General features: G+C 46.7%; 30 protein-coding genes and 1 pseudogene. 4 read left to right on the forward strand and 27 right to left on the reverse strand.

Annotated features, from left to right (window positions below; all coding sequences use genetic code 11):
- Nucleotides 1-124 precede the first annotated feature (124 nt).
- Both ACWXW9_RS14715 and ACWXW9_RS14720 read left to right on the forward strand, forming a co-directional pair.
- Nucleotides 125-883 (forward strand): DUF2087 domain-containing protein, encoded by a 759-nt coding sequence (locus ACWXW9_RS14715; protein ID WP_494929995.1) that lies wholly within the window; start codon nt 125-127, stop codon nt 881-883.
- A gap of 33 nt (nt 884-916) precedes the next feature.
- Nucleotides 917-1,258 (forward strand): GIY-YIG nuclease family protein, encoded by a 342-nt coding sequence (locus ACWXW9_RS14720; RefSeq protein WP_044646694.1) that lies wholly within the window; start codon nt 917-919, stop codon nt 1,256-1,258.
- Nucleotides 1,259-1,260: 2 nt separating this feature from the next.
- Here the strand turns inward: ACWXW9_RS14720 and ACWXW9_RS14725 are convergent, their stop codons facing one another.
- The gene (locus ACWXW9_RS14725) at nt 1,261-1,821 is read right to left on the reverse strand and encodes a GNAT family N-acetyltransferase (protein WP_494930023.1); all 561 of its coding nucleotides are present in this window, start codon (nt 1,819-1,821) and stop codon (nt 1,261-1,263) included.
- Nucleotides 1,822-1,851: 30 nt separating this feature from the next.
- Nucleotides 1,852-2,409, reverse strand: a complete 558-nt coding sequence (locus ACWXW9_RS14730) for a hypothetical protein (RefSeq protein WP_494929996.1) — start codon at nt 2,407-2,409, stop codon at nt 1,852-1,854.
- Nucleotides 2,410-2,679: 270 nt separating this feature from the next.
- Between ACWXW9_RS14730 and ACWXW9_RS14735 the strand changes: the two genes are divergently transcribed.
- A complete protein-coding gene (locus ACWXW9_RS14735) occupies nt 2,680-3,003 on the forward strand; it encodes a hypothetical protein (RefSeq protein ID WP_494929997.1) in 324 nt (107 codons plus the stop codon).
- 101 nt (nt 3,004-3,104) lie between these two features.
- On the opposite strand, the gene ACWXW9_RS14740 is transcribed toward ACWXW9_RS14735, so the two are convergent.
- From ACWXW9_RS14740 to ACWXW9_RS14795, 12 genes are all read right to left on the reverse strand, one after another.
- The gene (locus ACWXW9_RS14740) at nt 3,105-3,692 is read right to left on the reverse strand and encodes a TetR/AcrR family transcriptional regulator (protein ID WP_494929998.1); all 588 of its coding nucleotides are present in this window, start codon (nt 3,690-3,692) and stop codon (nt 3,105-3,107) included.
- Between the two features lie 29 nt (nt 3,693-3,721).
- Nucleotides 3,722-4,138, reverse strand: coding sequence for an HD domain-containing protein (locus ACWXW9_RS14745; protein ID WP_494929999.1), 417 nt, complete (start codon nt 4,136-4,138; stop codon nt 3,722-3,724).
- A 48-nt stretch (nt 4,139-4,186) separates the two neighbouring features.
- Nucleotides 4,187-5,131, reverse strand: a complete 945-nt coding sequence (locus tag ACWXW9_RS14750; protein WP_494930000.1) for a class I SAM-dependent methyltransferase — start codon at nt 5,129-5,131, stop codon at nt 4,187-4,189.
- A 37-nt stretch (nt 5,132-5,168) separates the two neighbouring features.
- A complete protein-coding gene (locus ACWXW9_RS14755) occupies nt 5,169-6,101 on the reverse strand; it encodes an ADP-ribosylglycohydrolase family protein (protein WP_494930001.1) in 933 nt (310 codons plus the stop codon).
- Nucleotides 6,102-6,224: 123 nt separating this feature from the next.
- Nucleotides 6,225-7,430: a rhamnogalacturonan acetylesterase gene (locus ACWXW9_RS14760; protein ID WP_494930024.1), complete on the reverse strand. Its 1,206-nt coding sequence runs from the start codon at nt 7,428-7,430 to the stop codon at nt 6,225-6,227.
- A 60-nt stretch (nt 7,431-7,490) separates the two neighbouring features.
- Nucleotides 7,491-7,988, reverse strand: a complete 498-nt coding sequence (locus tag ACWXW9_RS14765) for a ribosomal maturation YjgA family protein (RefSeq protein WP_494930002.1) — start codon at nt 7,986-7,988, stop codon at nt 7,491-7,493.
- Nucleotides 7,989-8,095: 107 nt separating this feature from the next.
- The gene (locus tag ACWXW9_RS14770) at nt 8,096-9,097 is read right to left on the reverse strand and encodes a YxiH-YxzG fusion protein (protein ID WP_494930003.1); all 1,002 of its coding nucleotides are present in this window, start codon (nt 9,095-9,097) and stop codon (nt 8,096-8,098) included.
- 36 nt (nt 9,098-9,133) lie between these two features.
- A complete protein-coding gene (locus tag ACWXW9_RS14775; RefSeq protein ID WP_494930004.1) occupies nt 9,134-9,727 on the reverse strand; it encodes a GNAT family N-acetyltransferase in 594 nt (197 codons plus the stop codon).
- Complete coding sequence (locus ACWXW9_RS14780; protein WP_494930025.1) at nt 9,724-10,437, reverse strand: HAD family hydrolase; 714 nt, start codon at nt 10,435-10,437, stop codon at nt 9,724-9,726. The genes ACWXW9_RS14775 and ACWXW9_RS14780 overlap by 4 nt, the downstream gene beginning before the upstream one ends.
- 24 nt (nt 10,438-10,461) lie before the next feature.
- The gene (locus ACWXW9_RS14785) at nt 10,462-10,719 is read right to left on the reverse strand and encodes a hypothetical protein (RefSeq protein ID WP_202894861.1); all 258 of its coding nucleotides are present in this window, start codon (nt 10,717-10,719) and stop codon (nt 10,462-10,464) included.
- A 201-nt stretch (nt 10,720-10,920) separates the two neighbouring features.
- Nucleotides 10,921-12,006: a saccharopine dehydrogenase family protein gene (locus ACWXW9_RS14790; RefSeq protein WP_494930005.1), complete on the reverse strand. Its 1,086-nt coding sequence runs from the start codon at nt 12,004-12,006 to the stop codon at nt 10,921-10,923.
- The gene (locus ACWXW9_RS14795; RefSeq protein WP_494930026.1) at nt 11,993-12,778 is read right to left on the reverse strand and encodes a class I SAM-dependent methyltransferase; all 786 of its coding nucleotides are present in this window, start codon (nt 12,776-12,778) and stop codon (nt 11,993-11,995) included. Before ACWXW9_RS14795 ends, ACWXW9_RS14790 begins: the two co-directional genes overlap by 14 nt.
- Nucleotides 12,779-13,088: 310 nt before the next feature.
- Here ACWXW9_RS14795 and ACWXW9_RS14800 point away from each other — a divergent pair, with 310 nt between their 5' ends.
- Nucleotides 13,089-14,204 carry a LuxR C-terminal-related transcriptional regulator gene (locus ACWXW9_RS14800; protein ID WP_494930006.1) on the forward strand — a complete coding sequence of 372 codons (1,116 nt, stop codon included), beginning with the start codon at nt 13,089-13,091 and terminating at the stop codon, nt 14,202-14,204.
- Nucleotides 14,205-14,305: 101 nt separating this feature from the next.
- On the opposite strand, the gene ACWXW9_RS14805 is transcribed toward ACWXW9_RS14800, so the two are convergent.
- The 13 genes and pseudogenes from ACWXW9_RS14805 to ACWXW9_RS14865 form a co-directional block, all read right to left on the reverse strand.
- A complete protein-coding gene (locus tag ACWXW9_RS14805; RefSeq protein ID WP_025682442.1) occupies nt 14,306-14,485 on the reverse strand; it encodes a hypothetical protein in 180 nt (59 codons plus the stop codon).
- Between the two features lie 78 nt (nt 14,486-14,563).
- On the reverse strand, nt 14,564-15,616 hold the full coding sequence (locus tag ACWXW9_RS14810; RefSeq protein WP_494930007.1) for an NAD(+)/NADH kinase: 1,053 nt from the start codon (nt 15,614-15,616) through the stop codon (nt 14,564-14,566).
- Nucleotides 15,613-16,673: pseudogene (locus tag ACWXW9_RS14815) on the reverse strand (SPFH domain-containing protein). Before ACWXW9_RS14815 ends, ACWXW9_RS14810 begins: the two are co-directional and overlap by 4 nt.
- Nucleotides 16,674-16,842: 169 nt before the next feature.
- Nucleotides 16,843-17,508 carry an HD domain-containing protein gene (locus ACWXW9_RS14820; protein ID WP_494930008.1) on the reverse strand — a complete coding sequence of 222 codons (666 nt, stop codon included), beginning with the start codon at nt 17,506-17,508 and terminating at the stop codon, nt 16,843-16,845.
- Between the two features lie 337 nt (nt 17,509-17,845).
- A complete protein-coding gene (locus ACWXW9_RS14825; protein ID WP_494930009.1) occupies nt 17,846-18,880 on the reverse strand; it encodes an NAD(P)/FAD-dependent oxidoreductase in 1,035 nt (344 codons plus the stop codon).
- Between the two features lie 156 nt (nt 18,881-19,036).
- Nucleotides 19,037-19,540, reverse strand: a complete 504-nt coding sequence (locus ACWXW9_RS14830) for a DinB family protein (protein WP_494930010.1) — start codon at nt 19,538-19,540, stop codon at nt 19,037-19,039.
- Between the two features lie 17 nt (nt 19,541-19,557).
- Complete coding sequence (locus ACWXW9_RS14835) at nt 19,558-19,962, reverse strand: hypothetical protein (protein ID WP_494930027.1); 405 nt, start codon at nt 19,960-19,962, stop codon at nt 19,558-19,560.
- 213 nt (nt 19,963-20,175) lie between these two features.
- Entirely contained in the window at nt 20,176-20,697 is a 522-nt protein-coding gene (locus ACWXW9_RS14840; RefSeq protein WP_494930011.1) for a GNAT family N-acetyltransferase, read from the reverse strand.
- Nucleotides 20,698-20,736: 39 nt separating this feature from the next.
- The gene (locus tag ACWXW9_RS14845; protein WP_494930012.1) at nt 20,737-21,744 is read right to left on the reverse strand and encodes a phosphotransferase family protein; all 1,008 of its coding nucleotides are present in this window, start codon (nt 21,742-21,744) and stop codon (nt 20,737-20,739) included.
- A gap of 55 nt (nt 21,745-21,799) precedes the next feature.
- Entirely contained in the window at nt 21,800-22,291 is a 492-nt protein-coding gene (locus ACWXW9_RS14850; RefSeq protein ID WP_494930028.1) for an 8-oxo-dGTP diphosphatase, read from the reverse strand.
- A gap of 646 nt (nt 22,292-22,937) precedes the next feature.
- The gene (locus ACWXW9_RS14855; protein WP_494930013.1) at nt 22,938-23,897 is read right to left on the reverse strand and encodes an aldo/keto reductase; all 960 of its coding nucleotides are present in this window, start codon (nt 23,895-23,897) and stop codon (nt 22,938-22,940) included.
- 140 nt (nt 23,898-24,037) lie between these two features.
- Entirely contained in the window at nt 24,038-24,856 is an 819-nt protein-coding gene (locus ACWXW9_RS14860; protein WP_494930014.1) for a helix-turn-helix transcriptional regulator, read from the reverse strand.
- A gap of 180 nt (nt 24,857-25,036) precedes the next feature.
- Nucleotides 25,037-25,462: a GNAT family N-acetyltransferase gene (locus tag ACWXW9_RS14865; protein ID WP_494930015.1), complete on the reverse strand. Its 426-nt coding sequence runs from the start codon at nt 25,460-25,462 to the stop codon at nt 25,037-25,039.
- Nucleotides 25,463-26,346 lie beyond the last annotated feature (884 nt).

Genomic DNA, 26,346 nt, shown 5'->3' on the forward strand with positions numbered 1-26,346 from the left:
AAAGCAAAAAAATATTTTAATCTCTGTATAAATAGCTTACTTTCACTTCATCCATTGATTTTATATAAACAAAATGTTATATTGTCTATAAAATAATCAACATTTAGTCGAGGTGTTTATTAAAATGGATCATTCTGAACTATTCTGGAATGCTGGAATTGAGGAACTGAAGCGTGGGTATATCCGTCAGGAAGAACAGGTGGTTTGTCTGCTGGACGGACAGCGCTACGAGCAGGGAATCATATATCAGGATGAAGGGGTATTTTATGACGCGGAGCGGTATATGCGTCTTCATATTGAGCGGACGTACGGTTCGGTCTTTGACTATTTGGTTGGCCTGGACAAAAAGCTGACCGGACTGACGGATCATCAGAATCGATTGCTCCAGTTGTTTTATCAAGGCATGGGCGATGCGGATATTCAAAAGGAAACCGGAATCGGCAGTGCATCCACCATCCGCAATCATCGCTTTGGTCTCAAAGAAAAGGAACGTCAGGCCAAGGTATTTCTCACCTTGATGGAGCTGTTAAAGGAAAAAGACCGCCACGCTCCCACTATCGTCGAAGTGCCGGTACAGGCACGGATGGTGGATGAACGCTACAACATTACCGAAGACGAAAGACAAAAGGTTTTGGCAAAGTATTTTCCAGATGGTACACAGGGTCGCTTGAAAACCTTCAAAATGCAGGAAAAGCATAAGTTGATTGTACTGCGTGAAATTGCGGGACGTTTTGAGATAGGACGGACGTATCATGAGAAGGATATTAATGCCATTTTGCAGGAAGTGTATGACGATTATGTCACGGTACGAAGATATATGATTGAATATAGTCTACTGGATCGCAAGCCGGATGGCAGTGAATATTGGTTGAAGGAATCTTGAAGCACGATATTTGTAAAATAAGGAGGACTCAAAATGAATCGAAGAAAAGAACTGGTGCAGCAGTATATGGAGATCAAGACAGAGGCCGGAATCTACTGCATTCGCAATACACACAACGGGAAAATTTTTGTTGCTGGTACACCTAATTTAAAATCATTGAACGGTCGTCGGTTTGAGTTACAAATGGGAACTTGTCAGAACCAACAATTGCAACAGGAATGGAATGAGTATGGCGAAGATGCGTTTGAGTTTGAGGTGCTGGAACTTTTGAAGAAAAAAGATTCGGAATTCTTCGATGTCAAAGATGCACTGGCCAAGCTGGAGCAGACCTGGCTTGATCGGCTCCAGCCTTACGGAGAAAAAGGATATTTGTAAAATTACCAATCCGCGCGATATTCTTCTCGAAGGATAGCAAAAATAACAGCATCGACAAACTGGCCTTTTTCATAAAAATAGTCTCTCAAGTGCCCTTCTTGGGTAAAACCACTTTTGAGCAATAACCGTCTGGAGCCTTCGTTATCTGGATCAATGAAGGCTTCAATACGGTGAACCTGCGGTAAATGAAATCCATAATGAATCACTGCCTTCATCGCTTCTGCCATCAGGCCCTGTCGCCAGTATTCGGGTGCCAGCTCGTAGCCGATTTCAATACGGGAGTGCTTCTTGTGCCAGTTATGAAATCCAATAGTACCAACTACACGTTCAGGAGCTTCTCTTAACGTAATCCCCCAACGAAAGCCCTCTTGCTTTTCATATTTGGATTGCATGGAACGAATAAAATGTTCTGCTTGCTTTACCTCCGTAAAGCTTTCCAGATCATAATATTTCGTAACCTCATCTTTGGAGAAATAGGCGAACACATCCTCCGCGTCTCCCAACGTAAGCTGTCTTAAATGCAAGCGGCTGGTTTCCAGCACCGGAAATATTTCCTTTGTCATCATCTATCTCCTTCCTCATATATGAAGATACTAATTCATCAGCCACCAGCCGATTCCGACCATCACCCCATTGATTAAAAATAATAAAATACTTGCCTTCCATTTATTTATTCCACTTGTTTGAAAAAATCCAGTCACTGTACTACGGCACATAAACACCGTAAACAGCAAATTCCAAACAATACGCATACCATACTTTACGTAGTATAGGGCAGGACTTAGATGTACGCCCCCCAACATTGGAGGTACATTTGGAATAAACAGGATCGCACACGTATAACGCATCGTTTCATATGTAAAATAAAATACAGCCAGCCACCAGGCCCATTTCTTGCCAAATAACATCCCGACACCCGCAGTTGCCCCCGACAAACCGAGCAAAGCGATGAACCCTTGAAACATCCCCCTGCAAATCCCCACCAGCGTAGAAGGCTCATTCAACGCATTAAGCGTCAACAACTGTGTCACCAGCAGAAGAGCTCCATTAAAAATCAATAAAATAGCTGCAATACTTACACCTAAAGGCCGCTCAAAAACTACATTCGTTACATAGTCTTCTACTTCTTTTTTCGTATACAAATCCGACACTTCTTCTACTCTCCTAACCCAATCATATACATCCATTTTCGGACGGGTACAATAACAGTGTGTTTTCGCCTCATTCAGATATATCGGCTTTTAGGAAAATATGGTTTAGATCGTTAACAGAATCCCAAATAGAGTAATATCTAACCTTATACTACCATTCCAAGATGAGCTCTGACAAACAAAAGGATTAAAGTCCCACCTTCCTCCTTGGTCATTCTCCAAGCAATCATAGCTGCGTTGCCCAAAATCAAAACAATGGAGGACGTTATTATGACTGTAACCGCCGGGAAATTACACGATAGCAAGGAATTTTTTCATAAGTACGGTATTCAAACAGAATCGCCACAGCCTTGGGAAGATGGTATGAGACTGAGCAAGGAGCTAAAGCCGGGACAATGGGAATGGTGGTATACGGATGGTCATTTTACGAATGGATTATTTTTCGTAGCTAGTTTACATATCATAGCAATGGGAAACCTTTTATGCCCGCTTTGGCGCGATCACTTCTGTCGATCTGCATATAGAGGCAAGCATATCACTGCAAAAGGGCATTCCACACTGGAGAACATGGACTTTTTCGGCAGACAAAAATAAATCGTCTCACAACCGAAACTGCTATATCCTATTCCATCCTATCGACACTGTATGAGCTTCAGATACAGTGTCGTTTTTTTCGTTTTATGAACACGGCATTTTCACATAGGATATAATGGAATATTGTGCAAATGCCCCTGTTCCTGAAGCTTCTGAAATTCTATGGAGGCGGCGGCAATCATATCATCCACTGTGTCTATACTTACCCGAAGCAGCAGCAGCTTTGTTTTTATAATGGAGGAAATCAGCACATCGAGCGGGTACGCTAGTGCATCCATACTGAACTGGTTCAGCAATTCAAACTCACCGGATACGGACATCACGGAGCTTAAATACAGCTCTTCTTCGCTCCAATCTGAGGATGAGCCGACCCATTGACTGAAAAAATCATTCATAATCTGAACATACTCGCTTCGCAGCACGTCTATACGGGAAGCCTGAATATAGATGCGGAAAATGTGCTCATCCTCAGTAATCATGTGAATAAAGGCATGGACCGTGAGTGCATATTTCTCCAAGGGGTCAAGCTCTTTGCTCAGTACGTTATTCAGCAATTCGTGTATATTGCCTCGCCCAATCTGCGCCGCTTCTGCAATTTGCCGAATGGTGGTGGTGCTGTAGCCTTGGAACATGAATAATTCAGTTGCTTTTTGCAAAATTACATTTTTTAATTCTGCCTGATGATCCATGAATGTCGTTCATTTTCTTTATAATGGGTTCAATCCAAAAGCTCTTGCAGCGCCTGTTTATACTTTGCTATTCGTGCTGTATCCTTCTCCGTGGGATGAGGGATGCGTTCCAGATTCATATTCTCCTGAATATCCGCTATTTTCACCGCTCTGGACAATGGATTGTTTTTGGCTCGCCGTATAAAATCGCTGTATTCCTCTCCCTCGTTCCGTGTGAGCCCTTCCACCGCTTCAATGATGTGGTTGCCAAAGCCCGCTTCTTTCAGTTGATCCGCTGTGACCTCTGTATCCTCCATCACATCATGCAGCACGGCTACTATTTTTTCATCCATCCCCTCTACTCGATTCATGACCTGAAGCGGGTGAAAAATATAAGGCTGACCGCCCTTGTCCGTCTGTCCCTGGTGAGCCTGTGCGGCAATTGCAATCGCTGTTTCTATGTTCATTGTGCGCCCCTCCATGCTCTGCTTTTTACCTTTGAACACCCTTAGCCATTATGAACGTAATCGTGTTATTTTCGTGGCTTCATAACCTTTAGATGACTGGATATGCTCTACTCGATAACCGGTTCGGATATCCAAAAGCACTTCCATAAAAGGAAGGCACGGACTGTAAATAAAGCTTCCTCCAGGTCGGATTGCTCTAAGCAATTCCATATATTTGTGGGCGTATTCGTGAATATTGCCGTCCGCTTTCAGATGATGATGTATAAAATGATTGGAGAACGCCATATGAGAGATAATTGTTCCCCATGCGTCTTCCTCGAAGGTTGTCTCCAGCCAATCGCCCTGAGTCACACCTGTTCCCTTTTCAGCCAACCGATCTGTCCCATAAGCCTCAATGCCAAGAGAACGCAAATAGCCTACCAGCCGTGCCTCTGATCCGCAGCCCACATCGAGAACAGGCTCCTGCAAGCAGGCAATGTCCAATCCTAGCAGCTTTGCCTGCAATTCAGGCGTATATTCCTCACAAGGTATCCAAAAGGTAAACTCACTCTCTGCATACTTGGCAAACATCGTCCGTCCGTTGGTACGAATTAGAAAATCTCTTAAATGCCCGTAGTGCTGCTGTAGCAGTATGTTTAGTATACTCTCATTCATAGTTTGCTTTTGGAACAGCTTTTGAATCCGGGTGAAAAGTCGATCATACAATTGCGTAAGCTCATCAAGATGGTCGGAGTGAAAATGAATATACTGATTGACGCTCACAAACTGGTGCAGTGTTTTTGCCGCTACGCCCGTGACAAAAGCGGTATATTCATGCTGCCGTTTCAAGCTTTGGAGCATAAGGAGCAGTTCCGGGCTTCTCTGTGTCAGCCAATACGTCATTTCCGGTGAAGGTCCCATCAGGGCGTTCCCGTCATGCATATAAAACAAACTCCGATGCTGATTATAGAGGATTTGACCATCAATGAGTCTGTTCAACTGGGCAACCGTCATTAGCGTTTCCTCCCGTGGCTCAAGTTAAATGAAGTTCTTATTTTGCCAATGAATGCTCAAACTGTTTGCACAGCCTGACGATATCCTCTACTTTCGCCAAGGAGGTAAGCCAATGCTGCGGAATCTCCCCAAGCCCATAATAAATCCCTGCCAAGCCTCCCGTAACGGCTCCCGTTGTATCTGTATCTTCGCCCAAATGAATAGCACGCAATACAGCATCCGTATATCCGTCTGTCATCAGCAAGCTCCACAAGCTCGCCTCCAACGTATGAACGACATATCCGCTGGAGTATATTTCATGCTCAGCTAATTGAGGAATCTCCCCTGATAAAATCCGTTCAAAATGCCGCAGCTCAGGATCACCCTGAAATTGCGATTGTACATAAAGGATTGTTTCCCGGTAGCTCTCGTCCAAAGCCTTGCCACGAATCAGAAGCATCGCCATATGCACATAAAATACGCAAGCGATGATAGAAATGGGATGTCTATGTGTAATGGAGGACACTTGAGTCACAGCCTGGATCAGATCCACACTATCATGGGCTGACCCATACCAGGCGAGCGGCAAAATTCTCATCAGCGAACCGTTGCCGTTACTATATTCATCATCGCCACCTGCCAGCTCCGGCTTGATCCCATCCCGGCTGATTCGATCTAGTGCTTTACGGGTCGCGATGCCGATATCAAACACTTTACCATGCGGTGTCCAACATTCTGCATGATACCACTGCACAAATCGACGGGCGATATCCTCTGTGTCGATGCCCCTGCATGCAGTAAGGCTATCCAACAGACACAGCGTGAGCGAGGCATCATCTGACCAGGTGCCCGGTGGCTGATGATGTGTGCCGTAGCCCATCATATCCGTCAAGGGCTGCTCCCGCCGCGCCTCTCTGCTGCTGAATTCCACAGGCACGCCAAGCGCGTCCCCGATGCACAGACCCAAAATACCGTCCTTTATGTTACTCATGCCTGTCCTCTCCTTCTTCTGCTCAGAACGTAAAAGCCCTACCCAAGCCGGAACAGAGCCATCTTTGGGTAGGGCCAGCTTATTTTCTAAGTATACCATGCGTATGGAAATAGCGTTTTATGGTCAATGATTCGTCCGTACATAAGAGGATAAAGGGACATTCAGCTCACGGACACCCTGTGCTACCAGACGGGCTATTTGCTCCGCACCATACTCCTGAAAATGCGTATCGTCCTTCACCCCATCAGGGAACGCAGGATACACTCCCGGCTCCAGATGTAAAAATAACGGAAGTGTCCCTTCCGGACCAAGTGTATTATAGTACGCCACACTTAACCGGCTTAGATCGACCAGCGCAACACCTGTCTCGGATGCCGTTTCCTTCATGGCCTGCACGTATTCCGGAAAACTGATCCGATAGGAAGCACTTGCGGCATCATAATCCCTGCGGCCAACAGGGGTTATCAGCACAGGTGTAGCCCCGCGCTGTGTCGCTCCTTGAATGTAGGTTTTCAAATAGACTTTATAATCCGCTGGAGAAACATAACGCTCTTGGTTGTTGATTGCCGCATCATTATGACCAAACTGGATGAGCAAATAATCACCCGGTCGGATGGTCCGCAAAATATCGTCCAGTCTTCCTTGTACAAGGAAAGTCTTTGTGCTTCGTCCACCAATAGAACGGTTCACAAAAGTCGTCTCGTCTGTGAAAAACGGCGCAATCATCTGTCCCCAACCAGCCTGAGGCTTCATAGAGGATTTATAGGTTTGGACCGTGGAATCCCCAGCAAGATATACGAAAGGATGCTCACTCTGCGTTCGAGTCTCTTTTGGCGTAATAACCAGCGCGTTAATCTTCGGATCATTTCCCGAGAAATACAATTCCAACTGACCGTCGATGAGTGCAAGCTCAAATGTGGCCTCGACAAATTGTCCTGCTGGTTTGGCGGTAGGCTCCACCTTGACAATGGACTCGGCCTTCACCGTAATGTCTGTGCTTCCGACTGTATCCCCGGCGATCAGGGAAAGCGTATAATCCGCAGGCGGCAAATTGACGACAAAGGATGATCCCTGAACACGAACGAAATCCGAACGAATACCGTCATTTCCACCACGATCCTCTTCTTTCACCTTGGAAAGATCGGTAAATCCATAGCCTCGTTCAGGCGTATATGCATCCTTGGCGGTGACCTGAGTGTAGCCCTCAGCTATGCTTCCCGGGCCAAAGTCAAAACGAAGAGGCCCCGCGAGCTGTTTATCGGCCAATGCCTGCCCCGGAACAATTATGGTCGCAAACAACAAGCTGAACCCTGCGCATAATCCGATCATTTTACCTAACAACCTGTGACGCTTTCCCTTTTGTCTCAAGCGCAACCCTCACTTTTCAGGTTATTTGAATGACTCGTCATCGTCTATACGTGTAGTGCGTGTTGTGATACCCGCCAGCCTTTGGCAGCCTTGGTCCAACGCCCAGGATACCGCAATACCCACCGTGTACCGGACCAGATCGGCAGTCAGGAACCCTTTTCCCAACACCAGCCCGCCCAATGTCGTCGCCCGGATACTGCTAATCCAGGGAGCCTGGTACATCTGACTGAACTCAATGGCGAAACAAAACAGCAAACTGCCCCACAGCGCTACAGACAACCGACGATCCACCCACAACATCCTCAGCCCAAAGTAAATCATGCACGCCCACAAGGCATCCCCAAAATGATTGGCAACGAATTCAGGCAACCGGGAAGAAAAGGCCCGGCTTCCCAAGCCCAACAGGATAGCGATCAGCACAGCAGCCAGATACATAGCTCGGGCCTTCCAGCGAAATTTCGCACCCGCTTTCCGATTCGTCTTCCTGTTGACGTCGACGCTTTTACGAGTTCTTCCCATGCTAAATCACCTGACCTAACGTTGGAAAATCTTCGCCAAGCTGCTGGGATCTCGTCGAGTATACCCTTAGGTTAGCGCTTGCAAGAGTGCTGATATTCCTGCTGATGTCATATTGTATGCACACCAGCTTGTCTGTATTTTTCGTGATCCAATTCATCATAACGAGCCTCCGCAATATCGTACAAACGTAACTTGTAAATCAGATGATCTTCGCGCAACAACAGGGTATCCCCTCTGAAATCCCTGTCCACCGCCTTGATCGCTTCGCCCGCTTCATTTACAAACCGGACCGTATGCTGTTCCTTGAATCCACGCTCAGGTTTGAGTCGGGTTAAAATATATTGTTCATGCTTGCCATACCCTTTATCGAATAAAAATGCCTGTCCCTGCTTGATAAATCCGGATGCCCCCGAGATATGCGGATTTACAAACTCTACGCTGCGTCGGTCGGTTATTTGTCCAAGATGAAAATCCATATAATAATAAAACCAGACTTCTTCATCCGAAATGACATTAAGCGCATAACAGTCAGAGATTTCTGCCGCCTGATTGGTATACAGCTTTGTTCCGTCACTGCTAAAAGCGACCAAACCGGATTCGCCTATCGGCGTTGCCCAGCCATAGTTGCCGAACACACCCTCATCAAAATATCCCACCCAGATCACACCACTAGCGGTTGTTTGCACATTTTGAATGCCATCACCCAGCAAAAGTTCACGGATTTTCGCACCGCTGCTGCGATTTAAGATTTTGCCATTCAAATCATACTGGTCTGAACCATAATAGCTACATCTGGCACCAACCAACAACAATTGCTCCTCCCCTAACGGCTGCACAAAATGATAATTAAACTTCTGTCCAGAAAGCAGCAGTTCCTCCATATGATCGCCATCGAGCATTAACACTTTGTATGTATGCCCATCCGATGTTCGGGAAGGAACAAACATCCCCTGCTTCCTTTCCGGCGCACGGTCAATCAGTAAAATATACAGGCTGTCGTCAAAGCCAATGGAGGAGGAAACGACTTCAAAACCATCTGTGTATGCACGAATATCGGCATAAAGCTGAAGTTTGTGCTTGATTGTTGTCTGCTTGCTTTTTCGGTTCATATATTGTATCCTCACTCCACTTCTGATGCTAAAATGCTAAAATTCAATACCGCGTACCTTGGCAAAAATCATTTGGCTGGCCAGTGTTCCCTCTTCATCATACTCAACATTCCGCAAAATGCCCTCCAGCGTAAAACCTGCCCGTTCTGCTACCTTGGCGCTGCGTGTATTTCTGGAATCACAACGAATCTCGAGCCGATTCGCCTCCAAATGCTGTATGGCAAAATCCGTGATACCGTGTACTGCCTCTGTTATCATGCCTTTCCCTGTGCAAGACGTTCTGAGCCAGTATCCGATTTCAAACTTGCGTGCAGCCCAGTCAATTCGGTGCAAGCCGCTGCTCGCTACAAAAGCTCCCGATGCCGTCTCAAATACGTACAACATCATGTCAGACCGGTCCAGAAATTGAAGTCTGGCTTGGCGTGAACGGATTTCAGATTCCTCTGGCGTAGGAAGATTTCTTGCAAAAGGCAACCAAGGACGCAATTCCTCCACACTCTCCCGCATCGCTTCATTGACCATTGCCCCATCACCCCACTGTGGAGCGCGAATCGTCAACCGTTCTGTCTGGAATTGCTCCGGAAACGATAATAAGATGGGTCTAGTCTGATCCGTCTGCACCTTACTCATGATGCTCCCTCCTCCATATTACCGGAATAGCTGACATCCTCCAGCCAACCAATGATTTCGCGCAAACTGCCAATCCTGTAATCCGGTACAATACCCGTTTCCTGCCACGGCATAAAGCCCTCCAACCAGATCGTATGCAAACCCGTGCTTTGGGCACCGCGAATATCATTTGTCGGATGATCGCCTACATACCAGACGTTGCCTGGGTCTGTTATCCCAAGCTCATTTAACGCCAACTCGAATATGCGAGGATTAGGCTTCTCGACGTGGACTCCTCCCGAGACGATAATGGAATCAAAATAATCCTTCAGCATCACACGGTTGATCTTTGCTTGTTGCGTGCGAAGTGAGCCATTGGTGATGATGCCAAGCTTCAAGCCCCGCGACCGCAGCTCGGACAGCACTTCCTTGGCCCCATCCATCAGTACCGTAAACTTATGAAATTCACCATACCAAAAGCCCAGCATTTCCTGCACCGTCGTATCTGGATTTTTCAGTTCCAAATCTGCATGCAGCTCCGTATACAGCTCCCTTTTGTCCCGGTATCCATCCTGATCCGCCAAGCGTATGTGTTCGACTATTGCTGCCCGGCTCGCCGGGTCTTCCGCCACAATGAATCGTTCCACAAAACGCTCCGTATATACCGCAAACGCCTGTTTGCGATGAATCAGCGTATTATCCAGATCAAAAATAATCGCTTCTATGGACATCACGAGCTCCCTTCTTCCGGTTCGTTATACCGATGAATTCGAAACAAATTGAACAACTCCGATTACCAAAAGCAAGAAAAAAATGGACAAGAAAATGATAAGCATCGTTTTCAGTATTCTTCCGGAAGTCGACCCTCGTTCCAGCTTCGCCTCAATCTGGGTCAATCTATCTTTGATTTCTTCCAAATCCTGTTCCACCTTCACGCCATTTCTCCCCTTCCTTCGTTTTGACTTACTGCTTTCGACCTCAGCAATCTCCTGCGTGGATAGACTCGAGGTCATGCTAGCTCACCTCCATTTACTGGCAGGGCTGTCTGTATCATCGTGTTCCATCTAAAACTACCAACATGACTCAATTCTTTTCAAAAATATGTACTTCGTACTAGTGTAATCCAATAGGAAAAGAAATCCAAGACCCATCCGCATGAGTTGCCGAATAAGCTTGGATGACATAAGTCCCTCTTGGGTCAGAAAATATGACTTCTATACATGCTGTCCATTCACCTGAATATCTACGGCTACCTGCTGCCCCAGCCATTCCCGCATGCGATTCCACGAAAAACACTGCTCCATGTGAAATACACCATGAGGAAGCTCAGAGCGGTATAGCGCTAGCGCTGCAAAGACGGCTGCCTTCGCGGTTAAATCGGATTGATGATGTCCCCTTAGTTGGCATTCGACTTTCGTTTCCTTACCATGAAGAGTTCCTCGTGCGTCCACCTTGACCGCCACCGCGTTCCCTCCCAGATGCAGCTTGCTAAAGCTGCGAACTACTGCATTACGCACGGACGACCGTCGAAGCAGACCCGATATTCCTGTGGTCCGAAGCCCTGCCAGAAGGCGGGTAGTCAACCGCGAATCGAAACACAGACGGGTGCTGACCGTGGGAATGCCGAGCGTATGTGGAAGTGTCTGCTGATCGGAAAAAGGAAAACGATATGCGCGATGGCGTCCCACACCTGCGCCGAAATCTGCCACTCGCCCGTCGCTAAAGCTTTTTCGAATCACCGGGCGCCCCCGTTCCATAACCTCCAAATCCGTATGAATCTGATCCACTGTCCATTCAATGGCAGCCTGACCGTGTTTGTCTCCCAAGCCCAGCATCAGAGATATGTTCAACTCATCTGTCTGATCCATAAGCTGCGTCGCTTGCAGCGCCAACAGATTCGTCAGTCCGGGGGCCAGCCCCACACTTAGCAGGGCAGTAGCCTGATAAGCTCGTGCTTCCTGATGATACCGCTCGACCTGACTCAAGAAGGCTGCATTCGCGGTAATATCCATATAATGCACCCCATGCTGAAGGCAGGCACGTACCAAGTCTGTATTTTCCTGATCCAGACACATGATAACGATCTTGGCCTGCTTTAAAATCGACGGGGCTATCGGCTCATGAATATTAAGCTGTAGAGGCAGCACCTTACCACCCGATTGCTTGCTGAATTCAGTGGCACGTTCCATACTACGTCCTGCGGCAAACACCTTGCCGGGAAACATTTCACTTAGTTCTGTGCATAAAATTTTTCCGACATGACCGTATCCGCCAATGATGATGATATTATCCTTTGTCATGAGTAAATTCTCCCCCTTTAACTGCAAACCACGCATTCACTAAAAAAGCCCCAAAATACCGGGTGATATGGGTAAAGCCTGCATCCACCAGCATTCCCTGTATTGCCGTATTGGACACCGGGTCAGACTCACGGCCAATGGAAGCAGCGAATCGCTCCCAATCCTCCAGAGGAATGCCCTGATCCAGCATATGGCTTTTCCACGCCTGCATTTGAATGGCAAAAGCAGGCTCCTGTGGATTTCCATTGATGGAGGCCAGGTAAAAAGGAGCGCCCGGTTTGAGACGAGCGGATATCTGCTGTAGCAGTGCCCGTTTGCTCTCCATGCTGTGAAGAAAATGAAGCACCAGCAGGCAGGTGGCCGCATCATAAATCGGCTCCGCGTGTACTTCCTCGGTCTGTTTTCCAGACTGCTCAATGGGCTGTTCTTGGAGTAGTTCTCCGTTAAGCTCTCCCAACGTACCTGTGACAAAAGATATTTTTGACCTTATACCCGCTTGCGCCACACGCTGACGTGCCAAATCCAGCATGCGTTCGGATGGATCAACTGCCGTAAAAGACCATGCCGAATGTTGTCCTCCGAGCGTGATCAGCTCCTGACCACCGCCAGCCCCGATGATTAGTACATTCGGATCTGCGACCTGCGTGCGGGCCTGAGCCTCAAGCTGTGCGGTTATCAAGCGGTCAGTCATCTCATACAAATGAGCATATCCTGGTATTTTTAAAGCAATCTTGTCCGGGTACTTGCGTACATTCGGATCGTTCCAGCTCATAGACTGGTTAGGAATCGTATGTTCAGCGCTTGTATGATGACTGTTGCCTGTGTGATGAGCGTCCAAAGGATCGTTTGGCTTACTGCTGCTATATTCCATATATCGTTCCCTCCAAAATTCGAATAGCTGGAAAAAGATGCGACTGGCCTTACATTTTGCCTTGATCTTCCCCTAGCATTCGTATATTGTTGATTTAATTAAGAATTATTCTCAATTATAACAACCACACGTATATCCACCATCCCACAGATGTGGGATTTACTTCGATACACTTTGGCGAAACTCCAGCTTTTTACGATAGGAGCAATCTATGAACGCACAATACACACCATTGGCACAGCTAAAGGATGCTCGACAGCAAATCATTCGACTGGGAGAAAAAGCTCCTTCATCCCAAGCGTACAAACATACGCTCATCGACCGTTTGCGTACTCAGGTTTCATTCGATGCGGCATGCTGTACCTCGGTAGATCCGCATACGCTGCTTTCCACAGGTGCATTTACCGAATCTGGCGTGGGTGATATTCATTACAAGCTATTAGAATACGAATATCTGCGCAATGATGTAATGAAATACGAACAGTTAGTACGGGAGGGGAAGTCCATAGCGTCTCTCAACGGAGCCACGGAAGGTGAACCGGGTCGGAGCGCACGCTACAGGGATGTTTTGCAGCCTGCCGGATTCGGGGATGAGCTACGTGTTCCTTTAATGTACAAAGGAAGCTGCTGGGGATTCCTTACGTTATTTCGCCATCATACAAAGCCGGTATTTAGTGAAGAGGACCAGCAGCTTCTTGAAGCCTTAGCGCCATCCATAGCCTACCATTTGCGTCAGGCCAGTGTGCGCTTATCTCCAGCCCCCGGTATAATTATGGAAAATGATATGGAGCCAGGGGTTCTGGTGCTTTCCGGCAAGCTGGAGCCGATTTCCTCCAATCCAACGGCAGACCAGTGGCTAAATTTGCTTCGGCAGCAGGAAGGTATCGACGAAAATAGCATTCCCGCGCCCATTCGGGCGGTATGCTTTCGGGCACTATCCACAGCCCTTCCGGGAGCTTTCACTACTTCCTCTTCACCAGCCAAACTATGTATTCCCGCCGCAGACGCGGGAACCCCGTGGGTAACACTCAGAGCCACCCTCCTTCAAGGCGGGCAGGGAAGTAATGGTGAGCATCAACTTGCTGTATGGTTTGAACCTGCTAAAGCCTCTGAAATGCTTCCGCTTATGGCCGAGATGTATGCATGGTCCGAGCGGGAAAGACAAATTGTCCGGCTCATTGTTCAAGGCTTATCGACCCGAGAGCTGGCAAGCGCACTTCATATTTCAGCCTACACGGTGCAAGATCATCTGAAAGCGATTTTCTTGAAAACCGATGTAAGCAGCCGCCGTGAGCTGGTATGGAAGGTATATTCCAGATTCAACTAATTTCAATTCTCCTATCCACAATAAATGCATGCCAAAAAGACAGATGACCCGATTAAGGATCATCTGTCTTTGCATGTCTGCTCTCTTTGTTCGCAAGAGCCTTATTGGTTCGAGGAGGATTTCGTATCATCGTAGGACACAGGTGAAGGCTTCGCAATCCATTCGTCAGCCTCCGGCTCGATATCCACGCCGTTTTCCAGCTTATTTTTCTCCATCAAGGAATCTCCGTCCTCGTTCTTCTTGTTGCGGATTTTCGCTTCGTCTTGAGTGTGGTCGCTCATATTGATTCCTCCTTTTTAACTTCATCTGATTGATGTGTACCTTACTCAACATTCCCCATTGCCGCCCTGTGCAAACCTCTACACGACCAGATGCCCTTTTTTCTCCGCCGGACCAATAGTTGCTTCAATCCCGGCATTAAACTCCAGAAAATCGCTTTCCACTCCATCGCTGAAAATCACTCCATGTTCCGGCATCTGCGAAGCAATTCGCAGCGGCTTTTCGGCCTCCACCTGACCAAACACCAGATCCGCAGCAGTCGTCCGACTGGGAAAAGGCTCTCTCACCGTAAAATATAACGATGGCGAACTCCACGTTGCGCGGTTGTCATCGCTACAGTCATCGTCACTGCTATAGTAGCGCCCGTTGCTCCCCCGGCTTCGTCTTCGTCCATCTGCCGCTGCTCCTGGATGGAAGGCTGCGCCTGACACCAGATGATCTGGAGTCAGCGAAATTGGGCGCTGCGTAGCGCTGCCGACAATTCCGGCTGCCCCGGCAAGCACGCTGGTCAGCCAGCCCGTCGCGCCCAGCCCCGTCGACACGATGATGCCGCTGGATGACTGCTGCTCTACCTGATCTTCCAGCCTCAGCTCATATCTTGCAGAAACATGAGTTTTGCGTCCAATGAACAAATCGTTCACCGCATACAATGACTGACCATCATTGAGCTGGGCTTTAGCCAGCGTAACCTCCTTGATCGGACGTTTGTGTACGAACACATCTGGCACAACCCAACGCAAATCCGATACCGTAAATGGCAGCAGTACCCCGTCCCAACGCAATGGATCTGGATTCACACCGATCAACGGCTGCTCGGTCAAGTATTTTAACGTGTTAGCCACCAGCCCATCCTGACCCAGCACCACCACTGTATCCTGCTCACCAAAAATAAAGTTGGGCACATGCTCCCGCTCCACAATCTGAACCCGCCCCAAGGCTGTCAGCTCCGAAGTTGCCGTTGCTACCGCTCTGCGGTAATTTTCATCCTCCAGCACATAATCACTAAAATCCGCGCCTAGCCGTTCAATAAAAAACCGGGCCTGCTGCACGGTGTTATACCGGACAATCAGTTCCTCCAGACGTGTTTTACGCTTCACCAAAATGATCTTGTGCTCTGTCATCCGACTGCTCATCGCACTCTTCCTCCCGATCCTCTCGTTCCTTCCGATCCGCCTGTTCCCGTACCCGACATCAGACCTTGCAACAAATCTGGTGTAATGTTTAACTGACCGATTTTCCCTGCATTTTCTGCAAGCTCCTGGAATGCAATGGCAATCAGCTTATCCGGACTCATATCCATGTTTGCCATAGCCTGAAGCACGTTCGGCTCGACATCCTGCAACGATTTCATGACTGCTGTCAGCTCATAGGCTTTGGCATCGGCTTCCGCCTTTTTATTCGTTACCGTCAGCTCAATCAGCTCACGTTTTTTCTCCTCCAAAGCCGTGTCAAAACGCAGTTGCTCCTCCTTCATCTCGCTTTGCTTCTGCTTTACTGAACGTTCGGCATCGAGCTGGGTTTCGCGGATTTGCTTCTTTTTCGTCTCTACTGCAATTTCGGTATTCAGCTCATTCTCCTTCACACGCCGCTCTTGCTCAATGGAAGCATTCCGACGCTCATACAGGGCGTGATCCGCATTGCGAAGAATTTCCTCCCTCGCCTGTGCCTCCAATGCTCTCATCGTTTCTTTATTCGGCAAAATCGCCAAAATCGACAGGCCCATAACCTCAATGCCGAGCTTTTCGATTTCCGCATGCTGAGCGATATCCTTCGTCATGCTTTGGGCCAAACGTTCACTGGATTGAACAGCCTCTTTGAGCGGGATACGCTCCAGATATTTTTGGTGAGCACCTTGCCAAGGTTAATCACCCGTTGGGCCAGCTTACCAGGGTCATCCGAAATGTAGCGTTTGGTCTTCAAATCATACGTATAATTCAAAATCTGCGTCGTTCTCCGGTAATCCACAATCCGATAGGTCAGTTGCCCCTGCACAGTCACCGCCTGAAAATCATGGGTCATTTCCTCAAATATGAACGGCACATCAATAGAAGATACAGGAGCGACGACGACCGAGGTTGTTGGAGCGTAATAATAAAAAGATAATCCCACCCCTTCCCGAACTACCTTCCCATTCCTCACCTTCATCACATACTCACTGGGCTGAAATTTCACAAAATTAAATCCGAACATGGCAGATTCCTCGCCTTCCTTATAGTTTTTATTATTTTGTTATTATCAATTAGTTATTAACAATAAAATAGCATACATTTTCAATAATATCAATATGACATTTATATATAAAAAAAAGCTGCTTCCCCTCCGATACACTCGGTTAGAGGAAACAGCCTTATTGAAATCCTTATTTATCATCCACATTCCACTCTCTGTAAAACTGCTCCAAATACATCTCCATCCATTGATGCCGGACAGCCGCCAACTCCTTGGCATACGTGGTATTCATTAAACCCTTGAGCTTTAACAGCTTTTCGTAAAAATGATATATTGCACTTTTCCCCGTAGCACGATAAGCATGCTGTGAAAAATCCTTTTCCGGGTGATGCATCATACTGCCTTTTGAGCCTGCATACATAAAAGTCCTCGCAATGCCAATCGCTCCAAGTGCATCCAACCGATCTGCATCCTGCACAACCTGACCTTCCAGCGTATTCATAGGCGGATTTTGCCCACCGTTGTAGGACATTGTAGCGATAATGGTCATCACATGCGTAATCACGCCCGAATCGCTTACATGCAGACGCAGCCAGTGCTCCACTTTATCCAGCCCCGCTTGTTTGGAGTCGTTTAATTTTTCATCCGCTACATCATGCAGTAGCGCTGCCAGTTCACAAATAAACGTATCTGCACCTTCTTTGGCAGCAATTTCGAGGGAAAGCTTTCTCACCCGGTCAATGTGCCACCAATCGTGACCACTGTGGTCATGCTCCAACTGCTGCTGTACAAAGGGTTCTGCCTTTTGAATAATATCTGCTAAACTAGCTTCCTGTTGCTCTGTTCGATTCTCCATAAGTCACCTTCCGCTCCCGCCCTTGTATTCCATGGCAGGCTATTTTAATTTCTAATCCTTGTTCTTTTGCTTATTCATTTGCTTACTACGGATCATCGAAAGCGCCTTGCGGGCTGCCAGCTTCCCATTCAGCATTCCGTGCTCCACCACTTCTTTTAGTGTCCAAAATGGACAGGCTATCTCTATTTTATTCTATATGGTGTATGGCATCCAACCTTTGTGATGGAGTTAGTGACCGTACAAAAAAGAACTTCCAATTCCACATCAACAGTGGTCTCGGAAGTTCTTTTGCGTTTTGCCTATCCTATCTCTATTCTATTAAACTTAATTTCGTATCTTACTCCACGACACCAAGCTCGCGGTTTTTCTCCTTGAAACGGCTGTTGTGGGAAGATACATAGGCCACTTTATCTGCTGCGGGATCAATGTACAGCTTGGCGCTGTTCAGTGCAAGAGCAGCATCCGTGAATGTACCTGCAATCAGATACAGCTTGCTTCCGTACTCCACAAAATCGCCTGCGGCAAAAATCCCCGGCAGATTCGTTTCCAGCTTCTCACTCACTCTAGCGTGCCACTCACCCATATCCAGTCCCCAATCCCGAAGCGGGCCGAAGTCGGATTTCAGACCATGATTCACAATGATTGCATCGACGTTCAATATCTGTGTTTCACCCGTCTCTACATGGCTGATCGTCACCTGTTCAATCGTCTCGCCATTGTTACTATGTAGCTGGCTCACCGCGTAAGGTGTCAGGACATGGACAGAAGACGCTTTCATGCGAGCTATATTTTTCTCATGTCCACCAAAATGCTCTCGACGATGGACTACCGTCACACTCGCGGCAATAGGCTCCAGCTCATTCGCCCAATCCACAGCCGAGTCGCCTCCGCCGGAAATTAAGACATGCTTGCCTCGGAACGGCTCCAATTCTTGCACAGTATAATGCAAGTTCGTAACCTCATAGCGGTCAGCGCCTTCAATCTCCAGCTTGGCCATTTTGAGAATGCCATAGCCTACTGCCAAGACTATCGTACGTGTCCAATGCTGTTCCCCTGTCGCAGAAGTCAGCAGGAACGTTCCATCCTCTTGCCGATCCAAACCTGTGATCTGCTGTCCCAGCACAATCGTAGGCTCGAATGTCCGCGCCTGCTGCTCTAGCTGATCGATCAGCTTTTCACATAATATCGGCGTGACACCTCCAACATCCCAAATCATCTTCTCCGGGTAAATGCGCATCCGTCCGCCCAGCTCATGCTTGGCTTCGATCAGCTTGGTCTTCATATCCCTCATTCCGCTGTAAAATGCGGTATACATACCGGCAGGACCACCGCCGATTATCGTTACATCATATAATTCCAAGGACTCTGTCACTCTGCAACTCTCCCTACCTTAACGTGATATGTCTGCTTCTATTATAAGTGATAATAATTATCAATATCAATTAAGAATTAAAAACATATCCGCTTCGGGGGCTTTTGCGACCTTAAAACTACATTTTTATACGGTTTATATGGATGTTACTTTCTCTCATTCTCCTGAGGTATTCAGGGATTGCTGCACTATAGCACGCAACGCTTTCTCATTAAGTCCTGTCTGTACAAAATGAAAACGGTGATCTGCTAACCGCTGTACGCGGTCTATGATCTGACCCAGATGATAGGCCGTATGTTCCACCACATGGTAAACATTATACATATCTGTCGCGCCTGTGTTGTCCAACGCTACACAGAAGGATGAAAAAGCCTCTTCCACCTCAACCATAAGCTGCTCCTTGTCTTGTACCGAAGGTGTGAAGCTATCCTCCATCCCTTGCTTATATGTGATCGTCGGATCTATGAGTTTGGCTGCGTTTCTACACACATGCACCATGATATGGTTGATAATACCACCCATACTGTTCGTTTCTGCCTTACCAACGTGCCATAGCGCCTGTTCGTCCAAAACCTCGACGCATGCCCACAGCTTTACCAAGTATTGATCGTACATTCTGTGCTTGGAGATGATTTTAAACTCACGCATGGAAGAATCCATATTTCAACAGCCTCCTTTCAGGTGAATTTTTCAAAAAAATGACTTCCATCTATAATCCAATACCGCTCAGACGGAGGTACCTCGTTCAAAAAGTTTTGATATTCCCCTTTCCATCCCGCTGGAACATAATGCTCAAACGATGCTGGCTCTGGAAACAGCGAATAGAGAACTTTCTGGTCAAAATCAACATACAGCGCAGGGCAGAACTCTAACACTTCATCCTTATGCTCAATGGCATCAGCCAGCATACTGAGCAGTGAGGTTAGTTCATCAGCAGTTACTCTATATTCACAGATATGCCCAAAAAATGCTCCTGCCGTTGTTTCATCCAAAATGGGAATACCAAACCGTTCCTCCATTTCAGTATTCAAAAACCAATACTCTCTTTCAGTCACATACCAATTCCATTGTCCTTCACAGATTACTGCGGGCTTAAACGGCTATAAGCTGCTGAATGCAGCGGAAATTTTGCGATACTCCAATGCGGGCTGGCAACAGCGCGATATGGATCGGTTTTCGGTACTTATGAAAAATGTATTTTACCCGAACATTAGCGATTTTGGTTACCTGAAAGGATTTGTGAAGGATGGAGAATTCAGACCCATGTATGAGCAAGCGTATTTGCGAAAATCCACTTACAGTTCTATCCAAAACCGATTCATACGATTTCCATCTTCATCAACGTAATCCTGATCCGGTGTTCCTCCGTTGCCAAGGATTGTTTTTTTGGAGGCGATATTATCGGAGTCGCATACGACCAAAGCTCTGGAAACCCCCAGCTCTTTTGCTTTTTCCAGTGCCAACGCAAGCATAGTAACCGCGTAGCTATTCCCCCGTGCGGAAGGACGGATACCGTAGCCGATATGCCCTCCGGCATTCAACAGCTTTTCATTAAGATTATGCCTGATGTTTACCGCTCCGACGACCAGCTCAGTGGCAGTCACCAGCCAGTATGTTGAGGTTTTGACCCACCCCTCGGGCAGGTCAACTCCATTTTCCTGATTGCTCAAAAACGTCAGCATACCTTCAAAATCATACGGTTCTGTAGAAATCACCCACGGTACCATAAGCTCCTGACTCTTTTTCCAATCCTCATAAAAAGAAAGATAAGCTTCCTTCCATACTCTATCCGGCTTTACCAATCTGACTGTTTGCACGTCAATCACTTCCTCATATTAAAATCTCAATTCTTCTGCCTAGTGTTCATAACCCTCAATATCTGTGAATTTACGTACCCAATCTGTAAAAGATAGCTTATCATCCCAAGTGACCTGCTTCATCGCTTTGGCACAGCCCCAATTTAAAATCTGCTGATGCAGCATATGCACCCGGAAGCGCCCTACAAATCCTTTTTTGACTTCCATCCCTTTCAAGTAAGCTGTAAGAAAACGTCTGGCCAGCTCTTCCTCTCCATTCTCCAGATACATTATGGTTATTTTCGGAAGGTCTGCAACCCCGTCCCCAAAATAGGCTGTTGTAAAATCAAAAAGCCCGCTGACTTTCCAGTCGTTATCCCCGTTTTGCACAAGGAAATTTTGTGGTTTAAAATCCCCCATCACGAATGTACTGGTATCCAGATCATCGAATGCTTTGTGTGCGTCTTCCAAAATACACTCTACCCATGCCATATCCTGTGCAGAAATGTCCGAGTACTTTCGGGCATCCTCTAGCCAGTATCGAATCCGCCCATACAACCACGCCCGATAAGAAACTTCAAAAGGACGAATAGCCAGACTGATTGTATCCAGCTCTCCACTGTTCTCAACCTTCCAGCTGTGAAGCACCAACAGTACAGAAGCAAGCATCTCAGCTATCTGTTGTTTAGCCAGCGGAGTCCATTTCGCCTGCAACTCGGGTGTATGTATGTGCTGACCGTCTAAACGGGGCATAACAGCATAGCTCCAGCCAAAAATATCCTCGGTTTCATCCACAAGATACGGAGTTGGCACAGGAATTGGAGTCCGTGTGTGCAGCTGCTCCACCATAAACTTTTCTTCCACCCATTGCCCTGGAAAAAGCGGATTCCCCTTCAGCACAAACTTTCCAGCCGTTGAGGAAACATAAAGGGTTTGTCCCATGACACCTTCTGCCGTTTTTCCCGAAGATATCAGGCGACCCAAATCAAAACGATCCAGCATCCGTTGCAATTGATCAGCCGTGACCTCCCCCAACCGCTTAGATGAAAAATAAATGGTCGTCGTCATCTCACCCCTCCTCCATTCCACTGCACTTGCTTACAAAATTATTTGCTATACGCTACTACACACCATAATTTTTGACCGTTGCTTCCAGGGTTTCGTCGGTATCCGCCAGCCAAACCAAACTTACCTCGAACGTTCCCGGCTCGAAAAACAACGGAAATCTCCGCTTAAACCAATCCTGCATCGGCAAGTCTAGCGCTTCCTTCATATCTACCCATAGCAGTTCTCCCTCAGGAGGATTTTCCAGTAATTCTCCTTCAGATGCCGTAGCTAAATAGTTAAAGACCATATATCTTAATCCTTGGCTCGGGTCGCAATATTCGTCAATTCCTTTAAATACAATCTCCGTAACCGTTAGTCCGGTTTCTTCCTTTACTTCACGAATGGCTCCACCTACAATGCTCTCTGGAAACTCTACTTTCCCCCCTGGCGCAATGTAGCCCGGAAAGCCTTTTTTATCCGGTCTGTTGATGAGCAATACCTTGGTTCCTTCCTGAATCATGCACATCGTATATATTTTGTGTGTCACTTCTGTGGTCAATCCGATCATACCTTTCTTTATCACTATTCTTTAGTAGTATAACTTCTATCTTTCCAGCCAGTACCGCGTGGTTAAATATGGTATTCTCCAACTTTAACGCGTTATTTTATATCGCGCAATAACTCAAACCATAGACTGGATCAAAGAATTCATGCCTTAAAATGTATTGGACGTTCAAAATAAATTGAAATTCAGCCTACCTATACGGCGGGACTTACTGGACATGGGCTACGAAGCTTTCTCAGCCACAAGCAACCTAATCAAACCAGCGACTTTATTGTCACCGTTTCGAACATCGGCGCCTTGGTTGTTGCTCCCATGCTTGGCATGATCACCGATGCAACAGGCAGTGCGACAGCAGCCATCATCGTTATCGAAGTTGTGACTTTGGCCAGTGTAATAGCTCCTTATTTCTCCAAAATCTAAAAACCGAACCAGAATTTTTGTGTGGGTGCATCATCGAAAAAAAAGACCGTTTTTCCGTAAAAGCGCTGGTATTACTTCCCGGCGACTTCGGAAAAGAACGGTCTCATAAAAGCTCTACTGTAATGCCAATACCTACATATCTAATTCATCTTACCTAGTGGTGCCATTGCACAGCTCCAGAGCAAAGAGTCTTGTAGCAACAGCGCTCGTTATAGCCCCATTCAGGTTCTTAGACATGACCACCGGGATAGCGGAAACCTGCGGCAAAGCCTTTCGGCGAGATGTGTTCGATTTCCGCAATCTCGGCTTCCGACAGGGAAACCTGTAGAGCGCCGAGATTTTCTTGCACTCTTTCCAGTCTCTTCGTTCCCGGAATCGGAACGATATGATCCCCCTGTGCCAGTAGCCATGCCAGTCCCAACTGAGCGGCAGTGCAGTCTTTTTGCGCTGCGAACTTTTCGATCAGAGTGACGACCTCCAGGTTTTTGGCAAAATTCTCGCCCTGGAATCGCGGAAAGTGACGGCGATAATCATCCTCTGGCAGATCGTCGAACTTCTTGATTTGGCCCGTGAGGAAGCCTCGACCTAGTGGACTATACGGCACAAAGCCGATTCCCAGTTCCTTCAGAAGCGGCAGAACTTCGTCTTCCACTTCTCTGCTCCACAAAGAGTATTCGGTTTCCACCACGGTAATCGGATGCACCGCATGGGCGCGACGGATCTGCTCGGTGGTGGCTTCCGACAGGCCGATATAACGGATTTTTCCTTCCTTGACCAGATCGGCCATCGTTCCAACGGTCTCTTCGATTGGGGTATTGGGATCGATCCGATGCTGATAATACAAGTCAATATAATCAATCCCGAGATGAAATAGGCTGGCATCTACGGACTTTTTAATATAAGCCGGATCTCCCTTGGGACCCTGAGTGTGCGTTATCCCGAATTTAGTCGCAATCACAACCTCATCCCGTCGATTCTTGAGTGCCCGTCCAACCAGCTTCTCATTACCTCCAAACTGTTGCTGTGCGTACTCCTCACCGTAAATATCTGCTGTATCGAACAATGTCACACCCAGATCCAGCGCTCCCTGAAGCGTACGTACCGACTCCTCGTTGTTCGGCATCATCATCGTGCCCAGACCCAGAGCCGACACCTCCAGCCCTTCGCGTCCCAGTTTTCTTTTCTGCATATTATGGCTCCCTCTTTTCTTTGGGGTAATGGATGAATTGAACAATACTCATTCTAATCCACCTGTAAGGAGGCAACCACAGTATATTTATGCTAGTAACAAGATTACCAGGCACAAGGTCAGCATCAGGTTATTTTTGTTTATTGGAATGAAGCTTTCCCTTCCAAAATCGGCGTGTAGATACACATATGCATATCAGGATGGTCTGCAATACTCGCCAGAGAATTAATATCATATGAAACTACATCCACAGCACCGGGGATTCGAAAAGAAACGCGGTTCACTTTTTTGAGCTGGATATTGTGCAGCTTCCACATCGTGTCAAACTCCGTACTCTCCACACGCAACTGCTCCACCGTTTCCTCAAACCAAGGATCTCCCAGATACTTGTCATAGTAGGTTCTATAGACAGCGACCGAATACGACGAAAACTCTTCCCAGTTAATCATACGACGACGTAACCCCGGATCAACGAACAACAATCGGATCATGATGCGTTCAGAAACTGGCATGGAAGAAAAATCGGTAATGACCTCATTCGCTGCGCTATTCCAAGCGAGCACCTCCGCCCTGTCATTGCTGATGAAGGAAGGATAGGACAATTGCTCGATAATATTCTGCCATTGCGGGTTCAGCGTTGTTTGGATGGACGAAGTAGCAACCGTCTCATTGGGATTCCACAATTGAATCAGATGTGCGCTCTCATCATCGGTTAACTGTAGTGCTTTTCCTATACTCTTGATAATCTCCTTGGAAGCTGTTACTTCTCTCCCTTGTTCCAGCCATGTATAATAAGTTGCACTGACACCAGCCAGCATAGCGACTTCTTCCCGTCGGAGTCCCGGCGTTCTTCTCTGCCCCTGTGAACGTCTAATTCCTGCCTGTTCCGGCTGAAGTCGATTTCTGCGTGATTTCAGAAAAGCACCCATCGTTTTCGATTTACTATTTTCACTAGACATGTGCCACCTCTTCTCGGATCAATCACTATGTATACCATTTTACCTCAGCCGAATCTGTACATAAACATAACTAAAAGCGCGCCCAATAGCCGAACACTTTTTCCTCGCTGTCACTACGAATGATTATTTTATGATGTTTATCCATTTTCTTTATTTGTACCCGCATATATAGAGTCCTCGCTAGATGTTTTTCTTATAATAATAGTGCTTAAAGCCTCGGGGGGCATCATCAATGACGCCGATCACTTCGTACCCCTGCTTTTCATAAAAATCGGGGGCTTGAAAAGTAAACGTGTTGAGTTGTATAAAGGTACACCCATTATCTTTGGCGATTTGCTCAATCTCACCAAGCAACTGTGAACCATAACCCTTTCCTCGGTAGCTTTGATCTACCCACAAAATATCTACCTCCACCCAGTTCCAGCACAGCACACTTAACAGACCTCCGATCACCTGACCATCGTCGTTTTTGAGGGTAAGATTAATCTCCTCATACCGGGTTCGGATATCCTCAGGTATGTGCTTCGCATTAAATTCAATCAATTTATTCCTGACAAATCGTGCTTCATCCTTACTGCTTCGACTCACTTGATTTTCCAATGTCATGGCATAGTTCCTCCAAATTAAAAATTTATCATCGCTTGAAATAGATACTCACGTTAAAGCTTCACCCTTGTTACAACCCTGCATTATTTCTATCATATATTAGTGGTATATTCTTTTTATTCATGGTCAACATTTCTCATATAAGGAGTTGATATTAATGGCAGTAAACAAAAGGAACTCTCCCAACTTATACAGCAACTTCCCGATAAAGATGTCCCTCTCGTTACAGACTTAATCAAACGTCTGATTAATCCCCCTTTAGACTCTCACATCCCATATGACGATGAGCCGCTTACAGACAGCGATATCCAAGCTATGAAGAATGCAAAAAAAGAATTTGACAATGGAACAAGTTTCAAGTTAAAGGATTTTGAAAATGAATTACGAAATTGAATTAGGCTCTGATGCACAAAAATACTTATCTAAAGTGGAAAAACCTCTTCGTATACGCATTCTTGATCAACTCCATATCTTATCTGAAAATCCACGACATCCTGAGTTAAACATAAAAAAATCGCAAGGTTATATTAACTTATACCGTCTCCGTGTGGTTCATACCGCATTTTATATTCCATTGAAGATCATATCCTTAAGATCTATATCATCAAAATAGGACCTCGTGGAGATGTTTCTCAAGGGTTATATTTAGATACAGTAACAAGATAGAAACTGGTTATCTTTTGTAAAATTAAATGCAAAAAGGTAGTTGCGGATTTGTTAGACCAGCAACTACCTTTTTATAGATTCAACTAGGGCGTGTATTCAAACCTAAGCAAGCCAGATCATAATCGAGGCCAACGTCAAAAAAGCCTTGAAGGTGCATGTCAATTTATCAAAGCGAGTCGCTAGGCGACGGTAGTGTTTGGTTTTGTTGAAAAAGCACT

The organism is Paenibacillus sp. LT-B23 (genome assembly GCF_059417685.1).

What these genes read in the sequence shown, in the direction of transcription:
- ACWXW9_RS14715 (WP_494929995.1), top strand. Translation starts at nt 125, where the DNA reads ATGGATCATTCTGAACTATTCTGGAATGCTGGAATTGAGGAACTGAAG.
- ACWXW9_RS14720 (WP_044646694.1), top strand. Translation starts at nt 917, where the DNA reads ATGAATCGAAGAAAAGAACTGGTGCAGCAGTATATGGAGATCAAGACA.
- ACWXW9_RS14725 (WP_494930023.1), bottom strand. Translation starts at nt 1,821, where the DNA reads ATGACAAAGGAAATATTTCCGGTGCTGGAAACCAGCCGCTTGCATTTA.
- ACWXW9_RS14735 (WP_494929997.1), top strand. Translation starts at nt 2,680, where the DNA reads ATGACTGTAACCGCCGGGAAATTACACGATAGCAAGGAATTTTTTCAT.
- ACWXW9_RS14740 (WP_494929998.1), bottom strand. Translation starts at nt 3,692, where the DNA reads ATGGATCATCAGGCAGAATTAAAAAATGTAATTTTGCAAAAAGCAACT.
- ACWXW9_RS14745 (WP_494929999.1), bottom strand. Translation starts at nt 4,138, where the DNA reads ATGAACATAGAAACAGCGATTGCAATTGCCGCACAGGCTCACCAGGGA.
- ACWXW9_RS14750 (WP_494930000.1), bottom strand. Translation starts at nt 5,131, where the DNA reads ATGACGGTTGCCCAGTTGAACAGACTCATTGATGGTCAAATCCTCTAT.
- ACWXW9_RS14755 (WP_494930001.1), bottom strand. Translation starts at nt 6,101, where the DNA reads ATGAGTAACATAAAGGACGGTATTTTGGGTCTGTGCATCGGGGACGCG.
- ACWXW9_RS14760 (WP_494930024.1), bottom strand. Translation starts at nt 7,430, where the DNA reads ATGATCGGATTATGCGCAGGGTTCAGCTTGTTGTTTGCGACCATAATT.
- ACWXW9_RS14765 (WP_494930002.1), bottom strand. Translation starts at nt 7,988, where the DNA reads ATGGGAAGAACTCGTAAAAGCGTCGACGTCAACAGGAAGACGAATCGG.
- ACWXW9_RS14770 (WP_494930003.1), bottom strand. Translation starts at nt 9,097, where the DNA reads ATGAACCGAAAAAGCAAGCAGACAACAATCAAGCACAAACTTCAGCTT.
- ACWXW9_RS14775 (WP_494930004.1), bottom strand. Translation starts at nt 9,727, where the DNA reads ATGAGTAAGGTGCAGACGGATCAGACTAGACCCATCTTATTATCGTTT.
- ACWXW9_RS14780 (WP_494930025.1), bottom strand. Translation starts at nt 10,437, where the DNA reads ATGTCCATAGAAGCGATTATTTTTGATCTGGATAATACGCTGATTCAT.
- ACWXW9_RS14785 (WP_202894861.1), bottom strand. Translation starts at nt 10,719, where the DNA reads ATGACCTCGAGTCTATCCACGCAGGAGATTGCTGAGGTCGAAAGCAGT.
- ACWXW9_RS14790 (WP_494930005.1), bottom strand. Translation starts at nt 12,006, where the DNA reads ATGACAAAGGATAATATCATCATCATTGGCGGATACGGTCATGTCGGA.
- ACWXW9_RS14795 (WP_494930026.1), bottom strand. Translation starts at nt 12,778, where the DNA reads ATGAGCTGGAACGATCCGAATGTACGCAAGTACCCGGACAAGATTGCT.
- ACWXW9_RS14800 (WP_494930006.1), top strand. Translation starts at nt 13,089, where the DNA reads ATGAACGCACAATACACACCATTGGCACAGCTAAAGGATGCTCGACAG.
- ACWXW9_RS14805 (WP_025682442.1), bottom strand. Translation starts at nt 14,485, where the DNA reads ATGAGCGACCACACTCAAGACGAAGCGAAAATCCGCAACAAGAAGAAC.
- ACWXW9_RS14810 (WP_494930007.1), bottom strand. Translation starts at nt 15,616, where the DNA reads ATGAGCAGTCGGATGACAGAGCACAAGATCATTTTGGTGAAGCGTAAA.
- ACWXW9_RS14820 (WP_494930008.1), bottom strand. Translation starts at nt 17,508, where the DNA reads ATGGAGAATCGAACAGAGCAACAGGAAGCTAGTTTAGCAGATATTATT.
- ACWXW9_RS14830 (WP_494930010.1), bottom strand. Translation starts at nt 19,540, where the DNA reads ATGGATTCTTCCATGCGTGAGTTTAAAATCATCTCCAAGCACAGAATG.
- ACWXW9_RS14845 (WP_494930012.1), bottom strand. Translation starts at nt 21,744, where the DNA reads ATGACGACGACCATTTATTTTTCATCTAAGCGGTTGGGGGAGGTCACG.
- ACWXW9_RS14850 (WP_494930028.1), bottom strand. Translation starts at nt 22,291, where the DNA reads ATGATCGGATTGACCACAGAAGTGACACACAAAATATATACGATGTGC.
- ACWXW9_RS14855 (WP_494930013.1), bottom strand. Translation starts at nt 23,897, where the DNA reads ATGCAGAAAAGAAAACTGGGACGCGAAGGGCTGGAGGTGTCGGCTCTG.
- ACWXW9_RS14860 (WP_494930014.1), bottom strand. Translation starts at nt 24,856, where the DNA reads ATGTCTAGTGAAAATAGTAAATCGAAAACGATGGGTGCTTTTCTGAAA.
- ACWXW9_RS14865 (WP_494930015.1), bottom strand. Translation starts at nt 25,462, where the DNA reads ATGACATTGGAAAATCAAGTGAGTCGAAGCAGTAAGGATGAAGCACGA.